This window comes from Microcystis wesenbergii NRERC-220 (assembly GCF_032027425.1).
Classification (GTDB): domain Bacteria; phylum Cyanobacteriota; class Cyanobacteriia; order Cyanobacteriales; family Microcystaceae; genus Microcystis; species Microcystis wesenbergii_A.
The window spans coordinates 1,378,265-1,398,998 of sequence record NZ_JAVSJA010000001.1 but is presented as its reverse complement, the minus strand read 5'-3'; the positions used below and the strand labels follow the sequence as shown (position 1 = coordinate 1,398,998).

At 42.8% G+C, this 20,734-nt stretch carries 23 protein-coding genes; 6 read left to right on the top strand and 17 right to left on the bottom strand.

The window, feature by feature from the left end:
- The first annotated feature begins 19 nt into the window (after positions 1–19).
- Together RAM70_RS06775 and RAM70_RS06770 are read left to right on the top strand one after the other, a co-directional pair.
- On the top strand, positions 20–472 hold the full coding sequence (locus RAM70_RS06775) for a hypothetical protein (protein ID WP_045359709.1): 453 nt from the start codon (positions 20–22) through the stop codon (positions 470–472).
- 116 nt (positions 473–588) lie between these two features.
- A complete protein-coding gene (locus tag RAM70_RS06770) occupies positions 589–1,374 on the top strand; it encodes an SWIM zinc finger family protein (protein ID WP_045359708.1) in 786 nt (261 codons plus the stop codon).
- 120 nt (positions 1,375–1,494) lie between these two features.
- Here RAM70_RS06770 and topA read toward each other — a convergent pair whose 3' ends face one another.
- Positions 1,495–4,131 (bottom strand): type I DNA topoisomerase, encoded by a 2,637-nt coding sequence (gene topA, locus RAM70_RS06765; protein WP_312672929.1) that lies wholly within the window; start codon positions 4,129–4,131, stop codon positions 1,495–1,497.
- An 837-nt stretch (positions 4,132–4,968) separates the two neighbouring features.
- On the opposite strand from topA, the gene RAM70_RS06755 reads away from it, so the two are divergent.
- Entirely contained in the window at positions 4,969–5,583 is a 615-nt protein-coding gene (locus RAM70_RS06755) for a DUF938 domain-containing protein (protein WP_190381695.1), read from the top strand.
- Positions 5,584–5,763: 180 nt separating this feature from the next.
- Here the strand turns inward: RAM70_RS06755 and RAM70_RS06750 are convergent, their stop codons facing one another.
- From RAM70_RS06750 to dapB, 8 genes are all read right to left on the bottom strand, one after another.
- Positions 5,764–5,904, bottom strand: a complete 141-nt coding sequence (locus RAM70_RS06750; protein ID WP_172967364.1) for a hypothetical protein — start codon at positions 5,902–5,904, stop codon at positions 5,764–5,766.
- Positions 5,905–5,926: 22 nt separating this feature from the next.
- Entirely contained in the window at positions 5,927–6,730 is an 804-nt protein-coding gene (locus tag RAM70_RS06745; RefSeq protein WP_312672925.1) for an Rpn family recombination-promoting nuclease/putative transposase, read from the bottom strand.
- The gene (locus RAM70_RS06740; protein WP_312672923.1) at positions 6,723–7,511 is read right to left on the bottom strand and encodes an Rpn family recombination-promoting nuclease/putative transposase; all 789 of its coding nucleotides are present in this window, start codon (positions 7,509–7,511) and stop codon (positions 6,723–6,725) included. Before RAM70_RS06740 ends, RAM70_RS06745 begins: the two co-directional genes overlap by 8 nt.
- Positions 7,504–7,710 (bottom strand): Rpn/YhgA-type helix-turn-helix domain-containing protein, encoded by a 207-nt coding sequence (locus RAM70_RS22890; protein WP_341853692.1) that lies wholly within the window; start codon positions 7,708–7,710, stop codon positions 7,504–7,506. Before RAM70_RS22890 ends, RAM70_RS06740 begins: the two co-directional genes overlap by 8 nt.
- A 132-nt stretch (positions 7,711–7,842) precedes the next feature.
- Complete coding sequence (locus RAM70_RS06730) at positions 7,843–8,616, bottom strand: Rpn family recombination-promoting nuclease/putative transposase (protein ID WP_045359699.1); 774 nt, start codon at positions 8,614–8,616, stop codon at positions 7,843–7,845.
- Between the two features lie 60 nt (positions 8,617–8,676).
- Positions 8,677–9,426 carry an Rpn family recombination-promoting nuclease/putative transposase gene (locus tag RAM70_RS06725; RefSeq protein ID WP_045359698.1) on the bottom strand — a complete coding sequence of 250 codons (750 nt, stop codon included), beginning with the start codon at positions 9,424–9,426 and terminating at the stop codon, positions 8,677–8,679.
- A 60-nt stretch (positions 9,427–9,486) separates the two neighbouring features.
- Positions 9,487–10,236 carry an Rpn family recombination-promoting nuclease/putative transposase gene (locus RAM70_RS06720; RefSeq protein ID WP_045359698.1) on the bottom strand — a complete coding sequence of 250 codons (750 nt, stop codon included), beginning with the start codon at positions 10,234–10,236 and terminating at the stop codon, positions 9,487–9,489.
- 211 nt (positions 10,237–10,447) lie between these two features.
- Entirely contained in the window at positions 10,448–11,278 is an 831-nt protein-coding gene (gene dapB / locus RAM70_RS06715) for a 4-hydroxy-tetrahydrodipicolinate reductase (protein ID WP_045359697.1), read from the bottom strand.
- Positions 11,279–11,521: 243 nt separating this feature from the next.
- Between dapB and RAM70_RS06710 the strand changes: the two genes are divergently transcribed.
- Positions 11,522–11,719 (top strand): hypothetical protein, encoded by a 198-nt coding sequence (locus RAM70_RS06710; RefSeq protein ID WP_288001636.1) that lies wholly within the window; start codon positions 11,522–11,524, stop codon positions 11,717–11,719.
- A gap of 25 nt (positions 11,720–11,744) precedes the next feature.
- Positions 11,745–12,017: a protein kinase domain-containing protein gene (locus tag RAM70_RS06705; RefSeq protein ID WP_312672917.1), complete on the top strand. Its 273-nt coding sequence runs from the start codon at positions 11,745–11,747 to the stop codon at positions 12,015–12,017.
- A 63-nt stretch (positions 12,018–12,080) separates the two neighbouring features.
- Here RAM70_RS06705 and RAM70_RS06700 read toward each other — a convergent pair whose 3' ends face one another.
- The 8 genes from RAM70_RS06700 to RAM70_RS06665 form a co-directional block, all read right to left on the bottom strand.
- Positions 12,081–13,760: a glycosyltransferase family 39 protein gene (locus RAM70_RS06700; RefSeq protein ID WP_312672916.1), complete on the bottom strand. Its 1,680-nt coding sequence runs from the start codon at positions 13,758–13,760 to the stop codon at positions 12,081–12,083.
- A gap of 329 nt (positions 13,761–14,089) precedes the next feature.
- Positions 14,090–14,323 carry a type II toxin-antitoxin system YafQ family toxin gene (locus RAM70_RS06695; protein ID WP_288001631.1) on the bottom strand — a complete coding sequence of 78 codons (234 nt, stop codon included), beginning with the start codon at positions 14,321–14,323 and terminating at the stop codon, positions 14,090–14,092.
- A gap of 68 nt (positions 14,324–14,391) precedes the next feature.
- Positions 14,392–14,652: a hypothetical protein gene (locus RAM70_RS06690; RefSeq protein ID WP_045359692.1), complete on the bottom strand. Its 261-nt coding sequence runs from the start codon at positions 14,650–14,652 to the stop codon at positions 14,392–14,394.
- Between the two features lie 257 nt (positions 14,653–14,909).
- A complete protein-coding gene (locus RAM70_RS06685) occupies positions 14,910–15,863 on the bottom strand; it encodes an asparaginase (RefSeq protein ID WP_045359691.1) in 954 nt (317 codons plus the stop codon).
- Between the two features lie 15 nt (positions 15,864–15,878).
- Positions 15,879–16,382: a CGLD27 family protein gene (locus RAM70_RS06680; protein WP_045359690.1), complete on the bottom strand. Its 504-nt coding sequence runs from the start codon at positions 16,380–16,382 to the stop codon at positions 15,879–15,881.
- A 5-nt stretch (positions 16,383–16,387) separates the two neighbouring features.
- Positions 16,388–16,792 carry a ribosome silencing factor gene (gene rsfS, locus RAM70_RS06675; RefSeq protein ID WP_002752120.1) on the bottom strand — a complete coding sequence of 135 codons (405 nt, stop codon included), beginning with the start codon at positions 16,790–16,792 and terminating at the stop codon, positions 16,388–16,390.
- A 55-nt stretch (positions 16,793–16,847) separates the two neighbouring features.
- Positions 16,848–17,444, bottom strand: coding sequence for a bis(5'-nucleosyl)-tetraphosphatase (symmetrical) YqeK (gene yqeK / locus RAM70_RS06670; protein ID WP_045359689.1), 597 nt, complete (start codon positions 17,442–17,444; stop codon positions 16,848–16,850).
- An 80-nt stretch (positions 17,445–17,524) separates the two neighbouring features.
- The gene (locus RAM70_RS06665) at positions 17,525–19,093 is read right to left on the bottom strand and encodes a YcjF family protein (protein WP_045359688.1); all 1,569 of its coding nucleotides are present in this window, start codon (positions 19,091–19,093) and stop codon (positions 17,525–17,527) included.
- Between the two features lie 647 nt (positions 19,094–19,740).
- Between RAM70_RS06665 and RAM70_RS06660 the strand changes: the two genes are divergently transcribed.
- A complete protein-coding gene (locus RAM70_RS06660; protein WP_002752113.1) occupies positions 19,741–20,724 on the top strand; it encodes an alpha-ketoacid dehydrogenase subunit beta in 984 nt (327 codons plus the stop codon).
- Positions 20,725–20,734 lie beyond the last annotated feature (10 nt).

The following is a 20,734-nucleotide window of genomic DNA, read 5'->3' as shown; positions in this document are numbered from 1 at the left end:
TGTGAGGAGATTTTTACCCATGCGCGCTAAATTTTTACTTCCTTCCCTGTTTTGTTTAACTGGTTTAGTCTGGTGGAGTTCCTCTAGTGCGATCGCCCAAAATTCACCCGCCACCACTCCCGCACCGGTAAAAACCCAACAATTGCAAATTGTCCCCTCTCCCGATACGGCGGTAGGATTTAATAATATCCCCGGTTTGTTTAACCGCGCTGTTAATAACAATACGGGTCGTTTCTACGACTCCACCAACATTTTAGGACAGTTAAACTCTCTTTTTGGTTGGCGTACTTTTCCCCAAGGTTCCTATTTCGATAATCTGATTACTAGGGATGCTAAATTGACCGAAACTTTATACTATGATGTCATGCAGCAGCAACAGTCTGGCCCCTTAATTCGCACCCAAGATTTATCCAATCCCTTCGATACTTCCCTACAGGAAAATCCCAGTTATTTAAGCCCCGGCGGATTTTAATCAGTAATCAGTAATCAGTGAGCAGTAATCAGTAATCAGTAATCAGTAATCATAGGTAACTCAAAATATATCTTTTGGTTGGTAATGAAGCTGATCAGCTGTAGGGTAAATAAAAAATGACAGAACAAGCTTGGTGGGTACAAAAATGGCTAGAACTACTCGATTCCTATCGCTTTAAAAAACGTTTGGAACGGGCTAGACTGTACGCTAGAGAGGGCAATGTTTTAAGTATTGACTTTGAAGACTCGCAAGTTATTGCTAGAGTACAAGGCAGTGAACCAGAGCCTTATATAGTGGATTTATCCCTAGCGGCTTTTAGTGATGAAGAATGGGATTATATTATTAAGCTTCTCTCCAAAAAAGCCATTTATTCCGCTCAATTACTCACCGGACAAATGCCCGATAATATTGAGCGTGTTTTTATCGATAGTGGGGTGAATTTATTTCCCTTTTCCCTAGCCGATATTCGCTCCCGTTGTACCTGTCCCGATCAAGCCAACCCCTGCAAACATATAGGAGCAGTATACTATCAATTGGGCGATCGTTTTAGTGTCGATCCCTTGCTGCTTTTGCAACTGCGCGGCCGAACCAAAAGCCAAATTCTGGAAGCTTTACGAGAAAAACGCTCCTATTCCCCTGATAATCAACCTTTAGCAGTCAGTGAACCCCCCGCAGTAGTTGAAAAAACTGCCCCCGACAGCGCTATCGATCGCTTTTGGCAGTACGATGAAGACCTAGATCCCTCCCTAGTTGTCATCACGCCGGGAAATGAAAATCAAACCATTCTCGACATTTTAGGCAATTTTCCCCTGGCTGCCCCCGAATCGGATGCCATAGAACAATTTTTCAAACCAATTTACCGACAAATTCCCCAAGAAGCGATGGCGATTGCTTTACATTAGGGAATTTGGGGTATGGGAGCAGCTCGGTCAAAGTGGTGCAAAAGACAAAAAAGCCAGCCAGATTTGTCCCCGCATCAGGTGAGGAATTAACCATGGGGAAAATTGCCTCACCAGTAACCGCTAAACCGTCTTACTTTTGCCAGTTTTACTGCCCGGGGAAGTAGTTTTTTTGGTGGTGCTAGAAGTAGTTTTCTTGGTAGTGGTTTTCTTGGCAGTGGTTGTCTTGGCCGCTAAGGCCCCCAAAGCTTGTTCTAGAGTCAGGGTTTCGGCGGTTTCTCCCTCGGGAATCTTGGCGTTGGTCTTACCGTGCTTGATATAAACTCCGTAGGGACCTTCGTACAATCCCACCAATTCCCCATCGTCGGGATGTTTACCCAATTCTTTTAAGGGTGGTTTGGTGGAACTGCGGGTGCTGCGAGTTTTTTTCGGTTCGGCTAATAAGGCCAAGGCTCGATCGAGGGTTATGGTTAAGATATCATCCCCGGCTTTCAAGGAACGATATTCTTTTTCTTTGCCCTCTTCCTGAACTATATATGGGCCGAAACGACCTAAACTGGCTTTGATTTTGCCTCCGGTGAGGGGATGGGTTCCCAGCAGTCGCGGCAGTGCCAATAAACCCACCGCTTGTTCGAGGGTGACATCCTCTGGTTTGACTCCTTTGGGTAGGGAGGCGCGTTTCGGTTTGGGGTTGTCATCGCTGACATCTCCTAACTGGACGTAGGGGCCGTAACTACCCACCAGCAGATAAATTGGCTCTCCGCTGTCGGGATGAAGACCTAATTTATCGGGACCCTCGGTTTTTTGTCGCAGCAGGGTTTCTACCTGTTCGGGGTTGAGGTCGGCGGGGGTTAAATCGGCGGGGATGGAGGCGGTGAGGATTTCATCCCCCCGGGTGACTTCCAAATAGGGACCGTATTTGCCGATCTTGATAGTTGCCTGTAAATCCTCTAAATTTACGGATTTGGCGGTGCTAGAGTTAATTTGACTCTCACGCTCTTTTACTTGGCTTTCTAGCCCCTTTTCGCCGCGATAGAAGCGATCGAGATAGGGCAACCATTGGGCGGAACCGGTGGCGATATCGTCGAGGGTTTCCTCCATTTTCGAGGTAAATTTGGGATCTACCAGGTCGGGGAAATGATTTTCTAACAAACCGACGACGGCGAAGGCGGTGAAGGTGGGAATCAAGGTTTTATTCCGCATTTGGGCATAACCGCGATCGATAATTGTGCCGAGAATGGTGGCGTAGGTGCTGGGTCGCCCGATTCCTTCACTTTCGAGGGTTTTTACGAGGGAGGCTTCGCTATAACGGGCGGGGGGTTGGGTATCGTGGCTAATGGCTTCTAGTTGGCGACAATTGGGGGTATCACCGATGCTGAGGGGGGGTAGGATTATTTCTTGGTCGTCGATGGCGGCTTCGGGATCGTCGGAACCTTCCACATAGGCGCGGAAAAAGCCGGGGAAGTCGATTCTTTTGCCGGAGGAGCGAAATCCGGCATCTTCTACCTGAATATTGACGGCGATCTGGGTAATACGGGCATCGGCCATCTGTGAGGCGACGGTACGTTTCCAGATTAGGTCGTAGAGGGCGAATTCTAGTCCGCTCAGGCCGGTTTCCCGGGGCAGGCGAAAGCTGCTACCGGCGGGCCGGATGGCTTCGTGTGCTTCCTGTGCGCCTTTGCTTTTGGTGGTGTACTGCCGGGGTTGGGGACTGAGGTAATTTTTTCCGTACATTTGCTCTACACAATGGCGGGCGGCGGTGATGGCCTGATCGGAAAGATGGACGGAATCGGTCCGCATATAGGTGATGTAGCCCTGTTCGTAGAGATTTTGGGCGATTCGCATGGTGTCGCGGGCGGATATGCCCAGTTTCCGGTTAGCCTCTTGCTGTAGGGTGGAGGTGGTGAAGGGGGGGGAAGGTTTGCGAGTGGTGGGTTTTTCTTCGGTGTTGCTAACGCGCCAGATTTTGTCTTGGATGCGTTCTTTTAAGGCGGCGGCGGTGGCTTGATCCAAAAGTGTCACCTGGCGACCGGGGAGCAGTCTGCCGGTGTCGGCATCGAAATCGCTGCCATTTGCCACTTTTTGACCGTTTAAGGTGACTAATTTCGACTCGAATTGATTTTTGTCTTTTTCGAGGGTGGCTTTCAGGTCCCAATAATTGGCGGTTTTAAAGGCTCTTCGTTCTCGTTCGCGCTGCACGAGCAGACGTACCGCGACGGATTGCACGCGGCCGGCGGATAACCCTTTGGAGATTTTTTTCCAGAGTAGGGGGGAGAGGGTATAACCGTAGAGGCGATCGAGTATGCGGCGGGTTTCTTGGGCGTGAACTAAATTTTCGTCGATCGATCGACAATTTTTTAAGGCCGCTTGGATTGCCTCTTTGGTGATTTCGTGAAATACCATCCTTTTGGTGGGAACTTTCGGGTTGAGTACCTGTAGGAGATGCCAACTGATGCTTTCTCCTTCCCGATCTTCGTCGGTGGCGAGGATCAATTCACTCGCGCCTTTGAGAGCTTCTTTTAATTCTTTGACGACTTTACTTTTGGTTTTGGGGACGACGTAGAGGGGGTCGAAATCGTTCTCCACATCTACGCCCAAATTGGCCCAGGATTTGTCTTTGTGGGTGGGGGGAATTTCTTCGGCGGAGGCGGGCAGATCGCGGATGTGGCCCATGGAGGCTTGGACTCGATAGCCGCTAGGCAGATAATTGCTGATCGTCCGAGCTTTGGTGGGGGATTCGACAATAACCAGGGTTGACATAGGAATTGATCACGAGGGCATGGCCACAGCGACTGTTTTAGTTAGACTGACCATCTTTGTTTGATGATGGGCAAAAGTTACTATTTATCTTGACCAGCTTGATTCCGGTCAAAAGCCACTTACTACGATAATAGAGATTAAAGCTGGTCTTTTGTCACTAACTTCTTAACAAAACTTAATATTTTTCTGGAGCGCCGGAGTTGGGAGAAGGGAGAGGGGAGAAAAAAGCTGACTCGGAGAATACTGACTCCTAACCCAATGTTCGCCAAAGATAAGCAAAATTTATTGATTGATGCCAAAAACTTGAGAATATTTAAATTAACATTCCGCAATATTTATAAATTCTTAAAAATTAATTGAGAAAGATTTTTATTTAACAACGATGTTACAATGGTAACAGCGATTTTACTGAATTTCATAATGGGTTATTCTGTGCTTTTTTAAGCAGCAATGGTTGAAACCCTCACCAAACCTAGAAGGTTATCCTAATTAGGACGGGTAAATTAGTCAATTTCACCAACAACGATGATCTTTTTTTTGTGTAGTTTTATTGCAAAAAAAAAGTTTTTTTGACAAAAAGCACAAAGTATGATATGAAACCAACGTATTTCTGGCTGCCAGTAGTTATTGCAGAGTAGGATGGGGAGAAGGGAGAATAAATAAAAATAATCCTCCTGACTGGAAAGAGGGTGTAGGGTGTGGGGTGTGGGGTGTAGGGAAGGAAACCTCTTTCATCTGTGGTGGTGAAAATTTTTTCATCAGGACTGACGCCTGACGACCGACGCCTGACGACCGACTCCTAACCCCACCAACCAACTTTTTCAGCCAACCCTAGTTATGTCTGATTTACGTCAATATGCTCCGGCAACAGAACGCAATCGTCAGCCGATTTTAGAAGTTCTCAGCCAATTTTTACCGAAGACTGGGAATATCCTAGAAATATCCAGCGGCACGGGTGAACACGCTGTTTTTTTTGCCCCTCGTCTTGCTCCTTGTCGTTGGATTCCCTCCGATTGTAACCCTCTGGCTCTAGATAGTATTCGCAGTTGGTGCGATTATTGTCCTAGTTCTAATCTTGATCGCCCCCTATTTATCGATGTTCATCAGTCAGTTTGGGCGGTAGAGAGGGAAAATATCGTCATTAATGCCATTGTTAATATTAACATGATTCATATTGCTCCTTGGTCAGCTTGTTTAGCTTTAATGGCAGGAGCAAATCGAATTCTTAATCCAGGGGGAATCCTCTATCTTTATGGTCCCTATAAACGACAGGGAAAACATACTTCTCCTAGTAATGAAAGCTTTGATTTTTCTCTCCGTTCTCAAAACCCCAGTTGGGGAGTTAGGAATTTAGAAGATGTGGTGCAAGAAGCCAGCGATCGAGGTTTACAATTGTTAGAAGTAATTCCTATGCCAGCTAATAATCTCTCGGTTTTATTTCAATTGCTTTAACATGGCAATTATCAGTAATCAGTAATCAGTGGCTTTGAGTAAGCCATCAAGAGATATTTATCAGAAAAGTCGTCATCAAGTTAGAGTTTTAAGGACTGATTTGAGCAAATTATTTTTATTGGTAAATATTTTATACACTTTTTACCAGATAAGCAAGAGGGCTACGGCACTACTACCAAATCATTGCCCAATCTCTAAGTCTAAAGCTTGAGCAATTTGTTCTACACTTAATCCTAAGACCGATAAACGGGGAATAGAGTTTAATTTAGCGGATAATTCTCCTTCCTCTAAAATAGCTTGATAGATGACGGATTCTCTCATGATGTCACTCCGAAGGATTTTTTTAGTCGTCTCTCGATTGTAATTCCTCGATAGTTGCAGGGGACAAATCGGTAAATCGAGCGATTTCTGAGATAGAAAAACCAGCAGATAGCATTTTTAGAGCAATTTGTCGAGCTTTTTCCTCTTTGCCTTCTTGCAATCCTTCTTGTCGTCCTTTTTGTAGTCCCTTTTCCTCGCCTTCCTCTAAAATATCTTGATAGATAACGGATTCTCTCATAATGTCACTCCGAAGGATTTTTTTGATCGTCTCTCGATTTAATACTAACCCGGCGAGAATACTGGTAGCGGCAGCGAGATTGCTTTGCACCTGTTTTTGGGAGATAGTTTCTAAAGAACGGGACACCTGACTTAACACCTGTTCGGGGTCATCGGTATTGCTGAGGACGGCAAAGGGTAATAAACCGGGATGATGAAAAAATTGTGGTGTATTTTCTTCCCAAAGACGGATAACTTGGAAGGAATGAAAGGTTTCCCCCAGACGGAAAGTATTTTCTTGTACTAGGGGGGAATCACTGCGTCGCAGATAAATTACCACTTGACGCATTTGTTTTTGGGGATGACGACGATAGACGCGAATGCGATAATCGAGCATTCGGAAAGGAATTTTGGAGTTGGGGTCGGTTTGAAATTCGGTATGGAGAATTAGTTGCTCTGACTGCAAAAAAATCAGAGAATCGGCACGAATGGGGTCTAATTGTAATTCTGTCGGGTCGAGTACGGTTAAGGAGAGGGGAGAACCCAATAACCAAGTGGCTAGATCATCGGAGAAGTTTTCGGCGATAAATTTACAAATATTATCAAACATCGTGAGTGTTTCGTCTTTGTAATTGCTCGATCGCGTCGGGGGATAAATCGGTAAATCGGGCTATTTCTGGGACAGAAAAACCAGCAGATAGCATTTTTAGGGCGATTTGTCGAGCTTTTTCTTCTTTACCTTTTTGTAGTCCCTTTTCCTCGCCTTCCTCTAAAATATCTTGATAGATGACGGATTCTCTCATAATGTCACTCCGAAGGATTTTTTTAATCGTCTCTCGATTTAATACTAACCCAGCGAGAATACTGGTGGCGGCAGCGAGATTGCTTTGCACCTGTTTTTCAGAGATAGTTTCTAAAGAACGGGACACCTGACTTAACACCTGTTCGGGGTCATCGGTATTGCTGAGGACGGCAAAGGGTAATAAACCGGGATGATGGAAAAATTGTGGTGTATTTTCTTCCCAAAGACGGATGACTTGGAAGGAATGAAAGGTTTCCCCCAGACGGAAAGTATTTTCTTGTACTAGGGGAGAGTCGCTGCGTCGCAGATAAATTACCACTTGACGCATTTGTTTTTGGGGATGACGACGATAGACGCGAATGCGATAATCGAGCATTCGGAAAGGAATTTTGGAGTTGGGGTCGGTTTGAAATTCGGTATGGAGAATTAGTTGCTCTGACTGCAAAAAAATCAGAGAATCGGCACGAATGGGGTCTAATTGTAATTCCGTCGGGTCGAGGACGGTTAAGGAGAGGGGAGAACCCAATAACCAAGTGGCTAGATCATCGGAGAAGTTTTCGGCGATAAATTTACAAATATTATCAAACATCGTGAGTGTTTCGTCTTTGTAATTGCTCGATCGCGTCGGGGGATAAATCGGTAAATCGGGCTATTTCTGGGACAGAAAAACCAGCAGATAGCATTTTTAGGGCGATTTGTCGAGCTTTTTCTTCTTTACCCTCCTCTTTACCTTCCTCTAAAGCTTCTTGATAGACTTTAGTTTCCCTCAAATCACTTAAACTAAACATTTTTTCAATCTCCTTACCATTCATTTTCGGTAATTTGTAAATGAGAATCGTCTCTATTAATTCTCAAAGTTCTCCCTGTTGTCTGGTATTCCTGAATTGTTGCTTAAATTGTTGAATCTAAGGCTTTTTTCTTTAATTTAACCATTGGTGCAAATCTTCCCAATCCGAAAAATTCAATAAAGCAAGGGCTAAATTATCCAATTGATTAGGATTTAACTGTTTAATTTTTTGTTCTAACTTTAAAGGAATAGAACCTAGTTTTAAGTTTAGCTGACGCAAAATTAGGCTTTTTTTAGCGGATAATTCTCCTTCTTCTCTGCCTTCCTCCAAAGCTTCTTGATAGACCTTAGTTTCTCTTAAATCACTTAAACTAAACATTTTTTCTATCTCCTTACGGTTTAATTTGGGCAATTTATAAATGAGAATTGTCTCAATTAATTCGAGAATGTCTTGTCTTTTTAAAGACTCCTGGAATTGTTGTCTAACCTGTTGAATCAGTTCTTTTCCTTGGGCTAAGGTGTTTGGTTCCGATTCCACAATTAATTGTAACACTTTTACCCCCAGAGAATCCCCCTCATCTAACTGATTCAGATAATAACAGTTAACTCGGCCTGACTCAAAGAATTCTTGATAATGAGATTTGGGACTGTTTTCAATTTCCCGATGAGGATAAATGATCACCCCTTGCCAATTGTTATTACTCTCACTCTGATGAAAATAGAGAAATATTTCACTAAAAAAGCGCGAGTAAAACCGTTCATCTTTTTGGAATTGTACCTCAACAAAGTAAATCGGATCATTCAGGTTATCGGGAAGAAAAACCCCATCTAAACGAAAAGCGAGTTGTTTAACTTCTAGGGAGGAAAATTGATAATGATTGACGGTTTCTGGGGGAAGATTGAGCAAATCAAAGAAACTTTCAGGAAAAGTCTCAAAGAGACGATAGAAAATACTGTCCGTTTTCCCTCAATTTTGTACCTCAATGACTTGTTGTACTTGTTCAATATCTAAATCTAGGGCTTGGGCAATTTGTTCTATAGTTAATCCTAAGGCTGATAAACGGGGAATAGAGTTTAATTTAGCGGATAATTCTCCTTCCTCTCTGCCTTCCTCTCTACCTTCCTCTCTGCCTTCCTCTAAAGCTTCCTGATAGACTTTAGTTTCTCTTAAATCACTTAAACTAAACATTTTTTCTATCTCCTTACGGTTTAATTTGGGCAATTTATAAATGAGAATTGTCTCAATTAATTCGAGAATGTCTTGTCTTTTTAAAGACTCCTGGAATTGTTGTCTAACCTGTTGAATCAGTTCTTTTCCTTGGGCTAAGGTGTTTGGTTCCGATTCCACAATTAATTGTAACACTTTTACCCCCAGAGAATCCCCCTCATCTAACTGATTCAGATAATAACAGTTAACTCGGCCTGACTCAAAGAATTCTTGATAACGAGATTTGGGACTGTTTTCAATTTCCCGATGAGGATAAATGATCACCCCTTGCCAATTCTGGCTTAACTCGCTTTGATGAAAATAGAGAAATATTTCACTAAAAAAGCGTGAGTAAAACCGTTCATCTTTTTGAAATTGTACCTCAACAAAGTAAATCGGGTCATTCAGGTTATCGGGAAGAAAGACCCCATCTAAACGAAAAGCGAGTTGTTTAACTTCTAGGGAGGAAAATTGATAATGATTGACGGTTTCTGGGGGAAGATTGAGCAAATCAAAGAAACTTTCAGGAAAAGTCTCAAAGAGACGATAGAAAATACTGTCCGTTTTCCCTCAATTTTGTACCTCAATGACTTGTTGTACTTGTTCAATATCTAAATCTAGGGCTTGGGCAATTTGTTCTATAGTTAATCCTAAGGCTGATAAACGGGGAATAGAGTTTAATTTAGCGGATAATTCTCCTTCCTCTCTGCCTTCCTCTCTACCTTCCTCTCTGCCTTCCTCTAAAGCTTCCTGATAGACTTTAGTTTCTCTTAAATCACTTAAACTAAACATTTTTTCTATCTCCTTACGGTTTAATTTGGGCAATTTATAAATGAGAATTGTCTCAATTAATTCGAGAATGTCTTGTCTTTTTAAAGACTCCTGGAATTGTTGTCTAACCTGTTGAATCAGTTCTTTTCCTTGGGCTAAGGTGTTTGGTTCCGATTCCACAATTAATTGTAACACTTTTACCCCCAGAGAATCCCCCTCATCTAACTGATTCAGATAATAACAGTTAACTCGGCCTGACTCAAAGAATTCTTGATAACGAGATTTGGGACTGTTTTCAATTTCCCGATGAGGATAAATGATCACCCCTTGCCAATTCTGGCTTAACTCGCTTTGATGAAAATAGAGAAATATTTCACTAAAAAAGCGTGAGTAAAACCGTTCATCTTTTTGAAATTGTACCTCAACAAAGTAAATCGGGTCATTCAGGTTATCGGGAAGAAAGACCCCATCTAAACGAAAAGCGAGTTGTTTAACTTCTAGGGAGGAAAATTGATAATGATTGACGGTTTCTGGGGGAAGATTGAGCAAATCAAAGAAACTTTCAGGAAAAGTCTCAAAGAGACGATAGAAAATACTGTCCGTTTTCCCTCAATTTTGTCCCTCAATGACTTGTTGTACTTGTTCAATATCTAAATCTAGGGCTTGGGGATAGGAAAGCCAGCAGATAGCATTTTTAGGGCAATTTGTCGAGATTTCTCTTCTTTGCCCTTTTCCTCTCCTTTCTCTAAAATATCTCGATTTAGAGGATTTTTTCTAAACCGTAAACGAGGGATTGCAGCTGAGTAACTTTGCGGATAGAGAGGAGAACCCCCGGCATATAACAGGAGCGATCGCTGGTATCATGACGAAGGGTATAGATTTCCCCGGGGGAACCGAAAATGACTTCCTGGTGGGCAATTAAACCGGGTAGACGCACGCTATGAATACGGATGTTCTCAGCAGTTAAACCGCCTCTAGCGCCGGGGATGGTTTCTTTTTCGGAAACTTGGGCAGGATTAAAGGTTTTACCTAATTCGGCCAGTAATTCGGCGGTTTTAATCGCTGTGCCACTGGGTGCGTCTGCTTTTTGATTGTGATGCAGTTCGATAATTTCTACATGATCAAAGTAGCGAGATGCTTGCATAGCAGCCTGTTGTAGTAAAACCATGCCAATGGAAAAATTGGGGATAACTAAACAGCCGGTGCTGGCTTTTTCGGCAAATTCGGCTAAATCTTGCAGTTGTGCCGCCGATAATCCCGTAGTTCCCACCACGGGACGCACTCCATAGGCGATCGCACTGCGGGTATTGTCATAAACACCGTCGGGATGGGTAAAATCCACCATCACCCCCTGCACTTTTTCCTGAGTTGCCAGGACTAAAACACTCTGCAAATCGTCGAGAATCGGCACTTCTAGGGGTTCACAACCAGCCACTTCTCCCACATCCTGACCTCGAAAAGCTGGATTTCGATCCACTGCACCCACTAAGATCATATCGTCGGCACGAGCAACGGCTTTAATGACTTCCCGTCCCATTTTGCCGGCTGCACCGTTGACAACTACGGGAATCGGGCCTCTATTTTCGGTCATGGTTAATTATTCTCCTTATATATGGCGATTATAGATTGTTGGGGTGGAGGGGTATTTCAGGGACAAAGGAAAAAACCTCAACACCTAACCGCCTTTTGCCTAATCACTGAATTAATTATCCGTTTTCTCACGCACAACGATCGAGGGGTAGTTATGAGAAAATCGTGATTATTTAGGGAGAATATGGGTCCTTAACCCTCCATGCCATGCTTAAACTGTCGTTTTCAGGGAATTGAGCCATCAATGGATAAATGTCTCCGTTGTGGTGTTTACCTGCCAGCACTACTAAAAGACTTCTTAGCAAAGGGAACCTTACTGAGAGATGGAACTGATGCTATCGATTATCCCCTCGGTCGGGGCAGTTTTGGCATCACCTATCGGGCCTGTCATCGTCAATTAGCCACTGCTATAGCGATTAAGGAATTTTATCCCCAAGAATAGGCGCTGGGATAAAACCTTTGCTTCTTTGCTGCCGGGCAGCTCTCGTTTACCTCCGCAAAGAATCGAGAAATTAATCAGTCAATTGGTGGACGCATTAGAAACAGTTCACGAGCAAGGAATTTATCCTCTTGATATTAAACCAGAAAATATTGTAATCTCTGGCGAGGATAAAGTAGTTTTGATCGATCATTTGAGCAACTTTTGGTATGCTCGATTAATGGAAAGGCTTTCAGCAATTCCTTGCATGGTAGGTTCGGTAGAACTAAAAAATCCGAGGGTTTTGTATCGATACTTTTGATTCGCGTAGGTTATTAGGTATTTCATAGAAAAAATCAAAAGTGAGCTTTTAATATAAGTTCAATTATACTCCCTTATCTTTTGACGATTTGATATTAATTGTCAAGCAATCCTTGGCGATTTTTCGGGGAACTACGAGAAAAATATCTTTGGGCATAAATGGAACTTCTCTCGGTTTTTGAGCCTGATAAACAATACAGTAGTTACTTGGAATCGATCGAAAGTCTTCGATTTTCCGTAAGTGAGCTATATAAATAGCGTTTTCTCTGGCGATGAGATTATCGATTTTTTGTTGCTCGTCTAGTAGGATCATATCATTGAGTCTCCGATCGTATATATCGTAGAAAGGAGAAGACTGAACTTTTCTAAAATTATTCGATAGGTAAAGAATATACGAGTCACGGGTTAGGTTGATAATGTACGGAACACTTGATTTATAGGAATCGATCTCTTTTACCAAGGATTCATAATAACTTTTAACTCTAGTATTAAAAAGTTTTCCTTGAAATATATCTATGTTTTCGGGTTGCTGAAGTCTGCCACTGAATAGATATTTCGGCCAGTTGTAGTAAACACTAGAAAATTTTAACCCACCTAGGGTGCCGCTAAGATATACGCTCATAGCGCAGATAATACCTAAGATAATATACCGTTGCCATTTGAGTAATTTTGAGGTCATTTCAAAGCCAGAAAGGGTTAGCAATCCCAAACCGATCGAGGAGGAATTCTGTAAGCGAAAAACGCTGAGTTTATATAGAGCTTGCGCGTACCCGAATAGAGAAATACTGGCAAGTAAAAAAATAACTTTTTCCCGATTTGTAACCGGCAGATTCTTTCTAAAAACTTTCGCCAGTATTGCCTGTATCCAAAATATCGAGTTGCATAAATTTAATATATAGATTATTCCTCTAATATCGAATGTTAGTATTGGTGAAATAAACATTTTTTTTAAGAATCCAAAAATTAGGTTTTTTACTCCTCCCGAAGAATCTTCGTAAAGATTTAAAATAGTAAAGTTTTGAAGATACCAATCTTGCAAAGATGAAGTGTGATAAAGATAAACAAAAAATATTGCAAAGATCGCCATAACTCCTAAATGAAATAATACTATTTTTTTGATAAATGTTTTCCTTTCTTCCTTTGAAGACTCGACAAGTTCTAGCAAGAAATACAAGTAAATCGGTACTATTGTTGGACCAAAAGCGGTTTGTCTAGATAGCACATTTAGGGCGAAAAAAATACCCGCTACACAATATACGAGAATCCGTGAATTTTTTGAGCGACCATTAGACAAAAGTAGTAAACAGATTAACAAAAAAGTATAAGAAAAGTAATTAGACCACGGATAAACAATATACCCCTGCAATAAAAACATCAAAATTGTAGAAAAACTGGCGCGGTTCTTACTGATGATTTTCTGCCAGAGTAAATACGATATGTACAAGCTACAAGAGTAAAATAATCCAGTAATAATACCGACTGAGATCGCTTTATTGCCGAAGATAACTAAAGAGAAACCCTGAATTATCGTCGTTAGAATTCCGTATTGAATAAATATTTCTTTAAAAGGTATCGATCCGCGAACCAAGTCTATGGCATTCGCGTACATAAGCCCCCAATGGTGAGCGTCCGTATTAAGTTTTGATTCGATAACGCTAAAAATAAAGCTTACAATACACACCGCCACTACCAGTAGATCTGGAACTGCGATCTGGAATTTTTTGAATGAGGGAATATAATGCATCTAAATTCTCACCATCAGACAATCGTATTCGGGGTTGCTGATTTGAGATATGAATCTTCTTTTCTGGGATTTTTAAAACCTAGACCCAAACTAACTTTTGCACGGGAACCCGCACAATTGGCATTCATACCTTGATTCAGCAACCCCTCGTATTCTATCACTCGAAGGCTTTTGGCTCTCCTCGACTTTGTGTGATAATTCGGTTATTACTCTACCATAGGCCTATTGATCTGTCAAGATCGAATTGAGAGATAAATCTCCCGGTGCTTCCCCTGCCCCTTCTGCTCTCCCTGCTTGTCTCCACTGATCCTTTTAAAATTGACAGATTACTATCGGTTAAGCAAGATTGCCACGCTTCCCCTCCGCGAACCGCCTTCAATATGGGAACCAGAGCGCACTAAAAAAAGATGGGTGTCTGTGATTTTATAAATTAAAAGCCAGTCTGGTTCTAGGTGACAATCCCTATATCCATTCCAGTTTCCCATCAAAGCGTGATCTTTGTATTTAGGTTCTAGTTCTTGCTTTTGAAGTAATTTATCAATGACATTTTTCAGTTTGGTCATATCTTTTCACCGTTTTTGCAGTCGTTTAATATCTTTTTTAAAGCGATTTTCAAAAATGGGTAATAACATTAAATTCCTAGCTGCTGATACAGTTCAACTTGATCTTTGACAACAGTTAAGTTTTTTTGCTCTTCAATATTCTGAATGACTTGTTGAGTTTTTTCGTTAAAATCACTTATGGTATAAGTCCCTTCTGCAATTCGTCGTTCTTTTTCCGCTTCTTCTAAAAATTCAGCTAGGTGTTTTTTTAGATAGGTTGCCAGGCTATCTTGTTGTTCTTCAGAAAGCGGTGCAATTTGCTCGAAAGTTTCTTGAATTAATTTAGTCATCTGTATTGTACTCCGAAGTTCAGTTTTTGAGGAAAAAAAATCAAGATAAGTAGGTAGGCGTTAAAAATTATCAGACACCCCCGTTATCAAGGGTAGGGTTGATTCATGAATCAACCCTACCTTATCAAGGGGGGATCAAGGGGGGATTAAAGGCAAAATCCATTTTTAATTTAATTATAACCAGCTACTTATAAATACTGCCCTAACACACCAAAAAGAAAAGTTTTTGATGTGTTACGCTTTTGTTAACCGACTATTTATAACAAAGCCATTTCCCCCACCACTTCCAAGCGGGTATAACTGCCGATTTTGAGGAATTTTTCCGAGAGAGATTCGGCCACATTGGGAGTAATCCAGCCTAACTGTTTGAGAATTTGCAAAGCGGCGGCATATTTAGCCCGTTTGGAACCATCTAGGGCTTTAATTGCTAATCCTAAACCCTCACCGACGCGCCCAATACATTGAATCCCTTCGGCCCCGGCTTTACTGACGATTTCCCCTTGGCTAACCCGCATTAATTCCGTATCAAAAGCCCCTTCCCCTGCTACCATGCGGGGATGATAGGTCATCGCCCGGACGATTCTTTCTAAGTCTAAACGGTTGCCAGAGGCTAACTGGGCGTAGAGATGGGCCATTTGCCCCAACTGCATTGAATAGGTGGGCGCACCGCAGTCATCGTGGGCGCTGATTAATTCATCCCCCGGCATCCCCAATAGTTCGGCAATTTTGCTGAGAATTAGCTTCTGTATCTGACTAGAGCGCCGGAGATAGCTATTTAACGGCCAGCCGCGCTGTTGACACACTGCTAACATCCCGGCGTGTTTACCAGAACAATTGTACTGGAGGCGACTGGGTTTACCTTCGGGGAGGGGACATTGCAGAGCGTTGGGATCGATATCGGCACGCCAGAGAATATTAAAGACTTGACGGGCGTGTTCCACCGTGCCTTGGTGAGAACTACAGATAATGGCTAGATCCTTATCGTTGAGATCGTAGCGTTCGAGGGTGCCGGTACTGATGACAGCCAGTGCTTGAAAAGGTTTCAGGGCCGAACGAATAAAGGCGCTAGTTTCGGCGCTGCCGGCGGTGGATAATACCCGGCCGCGGTCATCGCAAATAGCGGCCTCGACATGATGGACCGATTCAATAATACCTTCCCGGAGGAGATGAATTTCTAAGCGGTGGGTTGGTGAACGTTTTACCCTATTCATTCAGATTGGTTGCGGTTAGTGAGTGAAAAATAGCCAGAAAAGACCACTGATAGCGACAATTGCCCCTAGAATCAGGGCGGTTTTTTGTAAACGCCGGAGAATGGGCTGGATTTGATAAGAGACGATTAAACGATCGCGGGTTAAAATGGCGGCGGTTTTTGTCCAGATTTGGCCATCGTACCAACCCGACTCCTCATAAAATACTTTCTCCGATTGCAAGCGGTCATAGACGTAGATCCAGCCTAAATACAAGCGCAATAACACCAATCCTACCAAAATTGTCGAGCCAAAAATCCCCGCACAGGAGAAGAGAAAAGGGGCTTTTTTGAGGGGAAAACTAGCGGCGGCAATCGGTCCGACAATTAACCATGTCCATAACCATAACCAGACAATTTTTTTTGTATAAGAGGCTACATCTAGCGTCGCCCAACGGAAAAACCAAGATTCTTTTAATTGTTCGTACTCGTTAACCGGTTGCTGTTCTTCCGGGACGGGACAGAAATCAAGGGAGGATTTCATGGATTCTACTCCTCCAAATGGTCGCTAGGTAGAGGAATCCGTTGAGCATGACCCCAAAATGCTTCTAAATTATAAAATTCTCGCTCTTTTGGTAAAAAGATATGGACAATGATATCGCCATAATCCATCAGGATCCAGCTACCTTCGCTTTTTCCTTCCACTTGTCGGGGGGATTGTTGCCATTCTAGTTCCATAGCGGCTTCGATCGCATCCTCGATCGCTCGCACTTGAGTGGTAGAATAGCCGGTAATAATCAGAAAATAATCGGTTAAATAACAGATATCGGCGACTTTCAGGATGGCGATGTCCCCTGCTTTCTTGTCCTCGGCAGCGGTAACAATTGTCTCCAGAAATTTTTCGGTCTTGAGATTTTCGGCGATGGGGGTAATAATTCCAGTGGGATTGGTCATTCAGGTTGCGGTTATCCTTTGGCTAAGGTGGTTGTAAGGGAGTCTTGAGATTATGTTAATCAATGGTTTTAGTTTCCGTTGGTTGTTCTTTAACAATTTGTAACGCCCAGTTGCGCGTTAGCACGGTGCGGGGATGAATGGGACAATGGCTACTTAAAAGATATTTTAGGGAATAATCGCAGGTTTGTTGAACGCTTTTATGGAGATTTTGATAGCTGAGTTGTCGTAGGGCGTTTAATTCGGGTGTATCGCCGCGATTGGGTTCCAAGGCATCGGCAATAAAGACTATACAGCTAAGATCACTCATATTGGGTTTACCGAGGGTATGATTGCGAATTGCTTCGAGAATTTCCTCGTCGGTAACGTTAAATTCTTTTTGGGCGACAACTGCACTGACATCGGCGTGGAGTAAGTGGGGATGGGATGCACAGATATTATCCACGTCTATTCCCGCCGATTCCGCCATTTTTAGCAGTTTTTTGGGCTTGAAAAATTTGGCTAGATCGTGCATTAACCCGGCTTGCCCAGCTTGGACGGTATCGAGATCGTGATGACGAGCTAAATCAATACACATGGTCTCCACACCAAGAATATGGCGCAGACGGTGTTCGTTGACGTTTTCTTTTAACCAGTCGATAACTTGCTGTCGCATCTTTTTTTTGCCCTTGTGGAACCCCAAAACGATTGTAACAATTACTATACAATTTTGCCTATCGCTCCCAGTTTCGATCTTTACCAATCATCCTCGCGACTAGCTTCTAAAACTTCTTCTTGCTGCCAATCATCCTGAAAAGGTTGTACCACTTTACCGATCGCATCGGCCACAAAAGACTTAATAAATTCTTCCTTGCGACTAAGTTGAAATTGTCTTTGTACCACTTCCGTCATACCACCGTCACCCCAGTCTTGATCCTGACGGAAATATTCAATAAAACTTTTGCCAGCAATGCGAGTTAAATAGGCGGCACTGACCCCTTGAATTGCCTTACCGACTATATAGGTAGTAAAATTTAACTGTAGGATTCTGGCTAATAATTCTACTGCTCCTTTCACCACTCCCAAACTAACTAGAGTTTTGCCTAAAGATACAGCCAATTCTTTACCTCGATCGCTGTTAATTTCACAGCCATAAACTTGACCAATTTCCCTGACCATTTGAGCATTAACCGCCGCCGTTGCTAACAGATCGAACACTGGTAAGGGAGTCACCGCAATCACTCCCGCACCGATCCACTGATAGCGATCGATAATTTTATCAGCTTGGCGACGACGTTGGCGATCGATAATTTTCCTAGCTTCTTCTCCTAATCTTTGGGATTGTAAGAGGATATTATCCGCCACTAAATCCTCCCCTTCGGCCCGTAAAACTGAAGCTAAACGTTTAATTAAAGCTAAAATATCCGGTTCCGGTGTGATGATTTGTCCACCGGTTAACTGTACTGGTTGGGGATTAGCGGTAACAGCAATAATATCGGCGGAAAGGATCACTCCTTTTAGCCGTTCTCGTAATTGTTTTAAAATCATTTCTCGATCTTCGTCGCTATAGAGATCGATTTTATTAAAGACTAAGAGAGAGCGTTTACCAATATCAATTAAACGCAATAAAGGGCCATATTCCGATTGGCGAATATCGTTATCGATGACAAATAAAAGTAAATCTGCTTCCGTGGCTAATTGTCGCGCTAACTGTTCCCTTTGACCTCCGGCCGCACCAATTTCGAGAATGCCGGGGGTATCGGTAATTTGAATTTCCCGATTCACACCTTTCATTTTTAAACTATAGGTTTCCCCTTTTTCCGTGGTTCCCATGGTTGCCTCCACATTGCCCACCATTTGACCGATGAGGGCGTTAATTAGGGAGGTTTTTCCCGCCGATCCCGTGCCGAAAACAATGATTTTAACTTCTTTTCTGGCTAAACTTCGCTCAATTTCTTGGGAACGCTTAATAAAAACCTGTTGAGTTACTTTATCTTGAATTTGCTCCACTTGTTGCCGGACAGCTTTTAAGGTTTCCCCGGCAGCCTCGGTTTTTTCTACCGGTAATTTTAGGGGTGGACGGGAGGAAGAATGCAACCCGCGGCGACTTTTTGGGCGCTGGGGCAGCAGATAAAAGTAGTATAAAAGAACGTATATCAGCAAGCCCAGCAGTCCGATAATCAGCAAAAGCAGAATATTAGCTAAGATAGGAGCGGTAAAGGCGATCTGGATGTAAAGACGATAGATAGAGTTGACTAACCACAACATTAATCCGAAAATAAAGCTCAGACCAATGATTAAAGTGGCAAGACGGGGTAATTTCATCAGCTTTAACGGTAGGGGATTGCTTGATCTTGATCTTAGTTCTTTGCCGGCCGATTGTCGGGAACTAGAATAGACTATTATCTATAGTCATAATTGTTTTTATTCATCAGCCAATTTCTGTAAATCTACTAAGTTGGGATTTTTAAAGGGAAACTCTCTGCTCAAATTGGGCGTTACTTGCGATTTTATCGCTCAATCCCAGCTTTTGGGGGGTAGAACCCCCCAAATCCCCCGTTGGGGTAGGGTTGATTCATGAATCAACCCTACCTTGAATCAACCCTACCCGTTGGGGTAGGGCTGTTTCATTCTCTCAAATGTCATTCCCTCAAATCCTTATCTGGCAACGTTTTTAGTCGATTTTTCGGAAATATATATCTGAAAATCTTTAAAAACGTCGTGCTTTGTAGGTTGATTCATGAATCAACCTACAATGAGAGCAAAAACCTGTACTTCCCTGCTCGTTAGCCTACCTCATAAGCGATTAAGGGTAGCAAAAAAAAGAATTAGATTCGGAAAATGAAACAGCCCTGCCCTCTCCCCATCTCCCTGCTCCCCACTTCCCCACTTCCCCACTTCCTTCGGGCCAGAAAAGGGGTAAGATAATAAGTTTAGTGATAAGATGACCGAATTGTAAGCGGGGACTTGATATGGCAGAAACCCTATTATTTAATGCTTTGCGACAGGCGATCGATGAGGAAATGGGCCGCGACCAGACAGTATTTGTTTTGGGTGAAGATGTGGGTCATTACGGTGGTTCCTACAAAGTTACCAAAGATCTCTACAAAAAATATGGCGATTTAAGGGTTTTAGATACTCCCATCGCTGAAAATAGTTTTACGGGCATGGCAGTGGGGGCAGCCATGACGGGATTACGTCCGATTATTGAAGGCATGAATATGGGTTTTCTTCTGCTTGCCTTTAACCAAATTGCCAACAATGCTGGGATGTTACGTTATACTTCCGGCGGTAATTTTAAAATCCCCATGGTTATCCGCGGTCCGGGGGGTGTGGGCAGACAATTAGGGGCGGAACATTCCCAACGTTTAGAGGCCTATTTTCATGCGGTACCCGGCCTAAAAATTGTCGCTTGTTCCACTCCCTACAACGCCAAAGGTTTATTAAAATCGGCGATTAGAGATAATAACCCCGTGCTTTTCTTTGAACACGTTCTTCTCTATAATCTCAAGGAAAATTTACCTGATACCGAGTATCTTTTACCCCTCGATAAAGCGGAAATCGTTCGCAAGGGAGAAGATATCACCATTCTCACCTATTCGCGGATGCGTCATCACTGTTTACAGGCATTAAAACAGTTAGAAAAAGATGGCTATGATCCAGAAATTATCGATTTAATTTCCCTGAAACCCTTTGATATGGAGACGATTGCCGCTTCGATTCGCAAGACTCACAGGGTGATTATCGTGGAAGAATGTATGAAAACGGCAGGAATTGCTTCCGAGTTAATTGCTTTAATTAACGAGCAGTTATTCGATGAATTAGATGCCCCCGTGTTAAGATTATCTTCCCAAGATATACCCACACCTTATAACGGTAATCTAGAAAGATTGACGATTATTCAACCTAATCAAATTGTCGAAGCTGTCCAAAAAATGGTCGGCGATCGCATTTAAAAAATTCTCC

Excerpts from the sequence above, each read along its gene's own strand:
- RAM70_RS06775 (WP_045359709.1), top strand. The coding sequence starts at position 20 with ATGCGCGCTAAATTTTTACTTCCTTCCCTGTTTTGTTTAACTGGTTTA.
- RAM70_RS06770 (WP_045359708.1), top strand. The coding sequence starts at position 589 with ATGACAGAACAAGCTTGGTGGGTACAAAAATGGCTAGAACTACTCGAT.
- topA (WP_312672929.1), bottom strand. The coding sequence starts at position 4,131 with ATGTCAACCCTGGTTATTGTCGAATCCCCCACCAAAGCTCGGACGATC.
- RAM70_RS06755 (WP_190381695.1), top strand. The coding sequence starts at position 4,969 with ATGTCTGATTTACGTCAATATGCTCCGGCAACAGAACGCAATCGTCAG.
- RAM70_RS06750 (WP_172967364.1), bottom strand. The coding sequence starts at position 5,904 with ATGAGAGAATCCGTCATCTATCAAGCTATTTTAGAGGAAGGAGAATTA.
- RAM70_RS06745 (WP_312672925.1), bottom strand. The coding sequence starts at position 6,730 with ATGTTTGATAATATTTGTAAATTTATCGCCGAAAACTTCTCCGATGAT.
- RAM70_RS06740 (WP_312672923.1), bottom strand. The coding sequence starts at position 7,511 with ATGTTTGATAATATTTGTAAATTTATCGCCGAAAACTTCTCCGATGAT.
- RAM70_RS22890 (WP_341853692.1), bottom strand. The coding sequence starts at position 7,710 with ATGTTTAGTTTAAGTGATTTGAGGGAAACTAAAGTCTATCAAGAAGCT.
- dapB (WP_045359697.1), bottom strand. The coding sequence starts at position 11,278 with ATGACCGAAAATAGAGGCCCGATTCCCGTAGTTGTCAACGGTGCAGCC.
- RAM70_RS06710 (WP_288001636.1), top strand. The coding sequence starts at position 11,522 with ATGGATAAATGTCTCCGTTGTGGTGTTTACCTGCCAGCACTACTAAAA.
- RAM70_RS06700 (WP_312672916.1), bottom strand. The coding sequence starts at position 13,760 with ATGCATTATATTCCCTCATTCAAAAAATTCCAGATCGCAGTTCCAGAT.
- RAM70_RS06695 (WP_288001631.1), bottom strand. The coding sequence starts at position 14,323 with ATGACCAAACTGAAAAATGTCATTGATAAATTACTTCAAAAGCAAGAA.
- RAM70_RS06690 (WP_045359692.1), bottom strand. The coding sequence starts at position 14,652 with ATGACTAAATTAATTCAAGAAACTTTCGAGCAAATTGCACCGCTTTCT.
- RAM70_RS06685 (WP_045359691.1), bottom strand. The coding sequence starts at position 15,863 with ATGAATAGGGTAAAACGTTCACCAACCCACCGCTTAGAAATTCATCTC.
- RAM70_RS06680 (WP_045359690.1), bottom strand. The coding sequence starts at position 16,382 with ATGAAATCCTCCCTTGATTTCTGTCCCGTCCCGGAAGAACAGCAACCG.
- rsfS (WP_002752120.1), bottom strand. The coding sequence starts at position 16,792 with ATGACCAATCCCACTGGAATTATTACCCCCATCGCCGAAAATCTCAAG.
- yqeK (WP_045359689.1), bottom strand. The coding sequence starts at position 17,444 with ATGCGACAGCAAGTTATCGACTGGTTAAAAGAAAACGTCAACGAACAC.
- RAM70_RS06665 (WP_045359688.1), bottom strand. The coding sequence starts at position 19,093 with ATGAAATTACCCCGTCTTGCCACTTTAATCATTGGTCTGAGCTTTATT.
- RAM70_RS06660 (WP_002752113.1), top strand. The coding sequence starts at position 19,741 with ATGGCAGAAACCCTATTATTTAATGCTTTGCGACAGGCGATCGATGAG.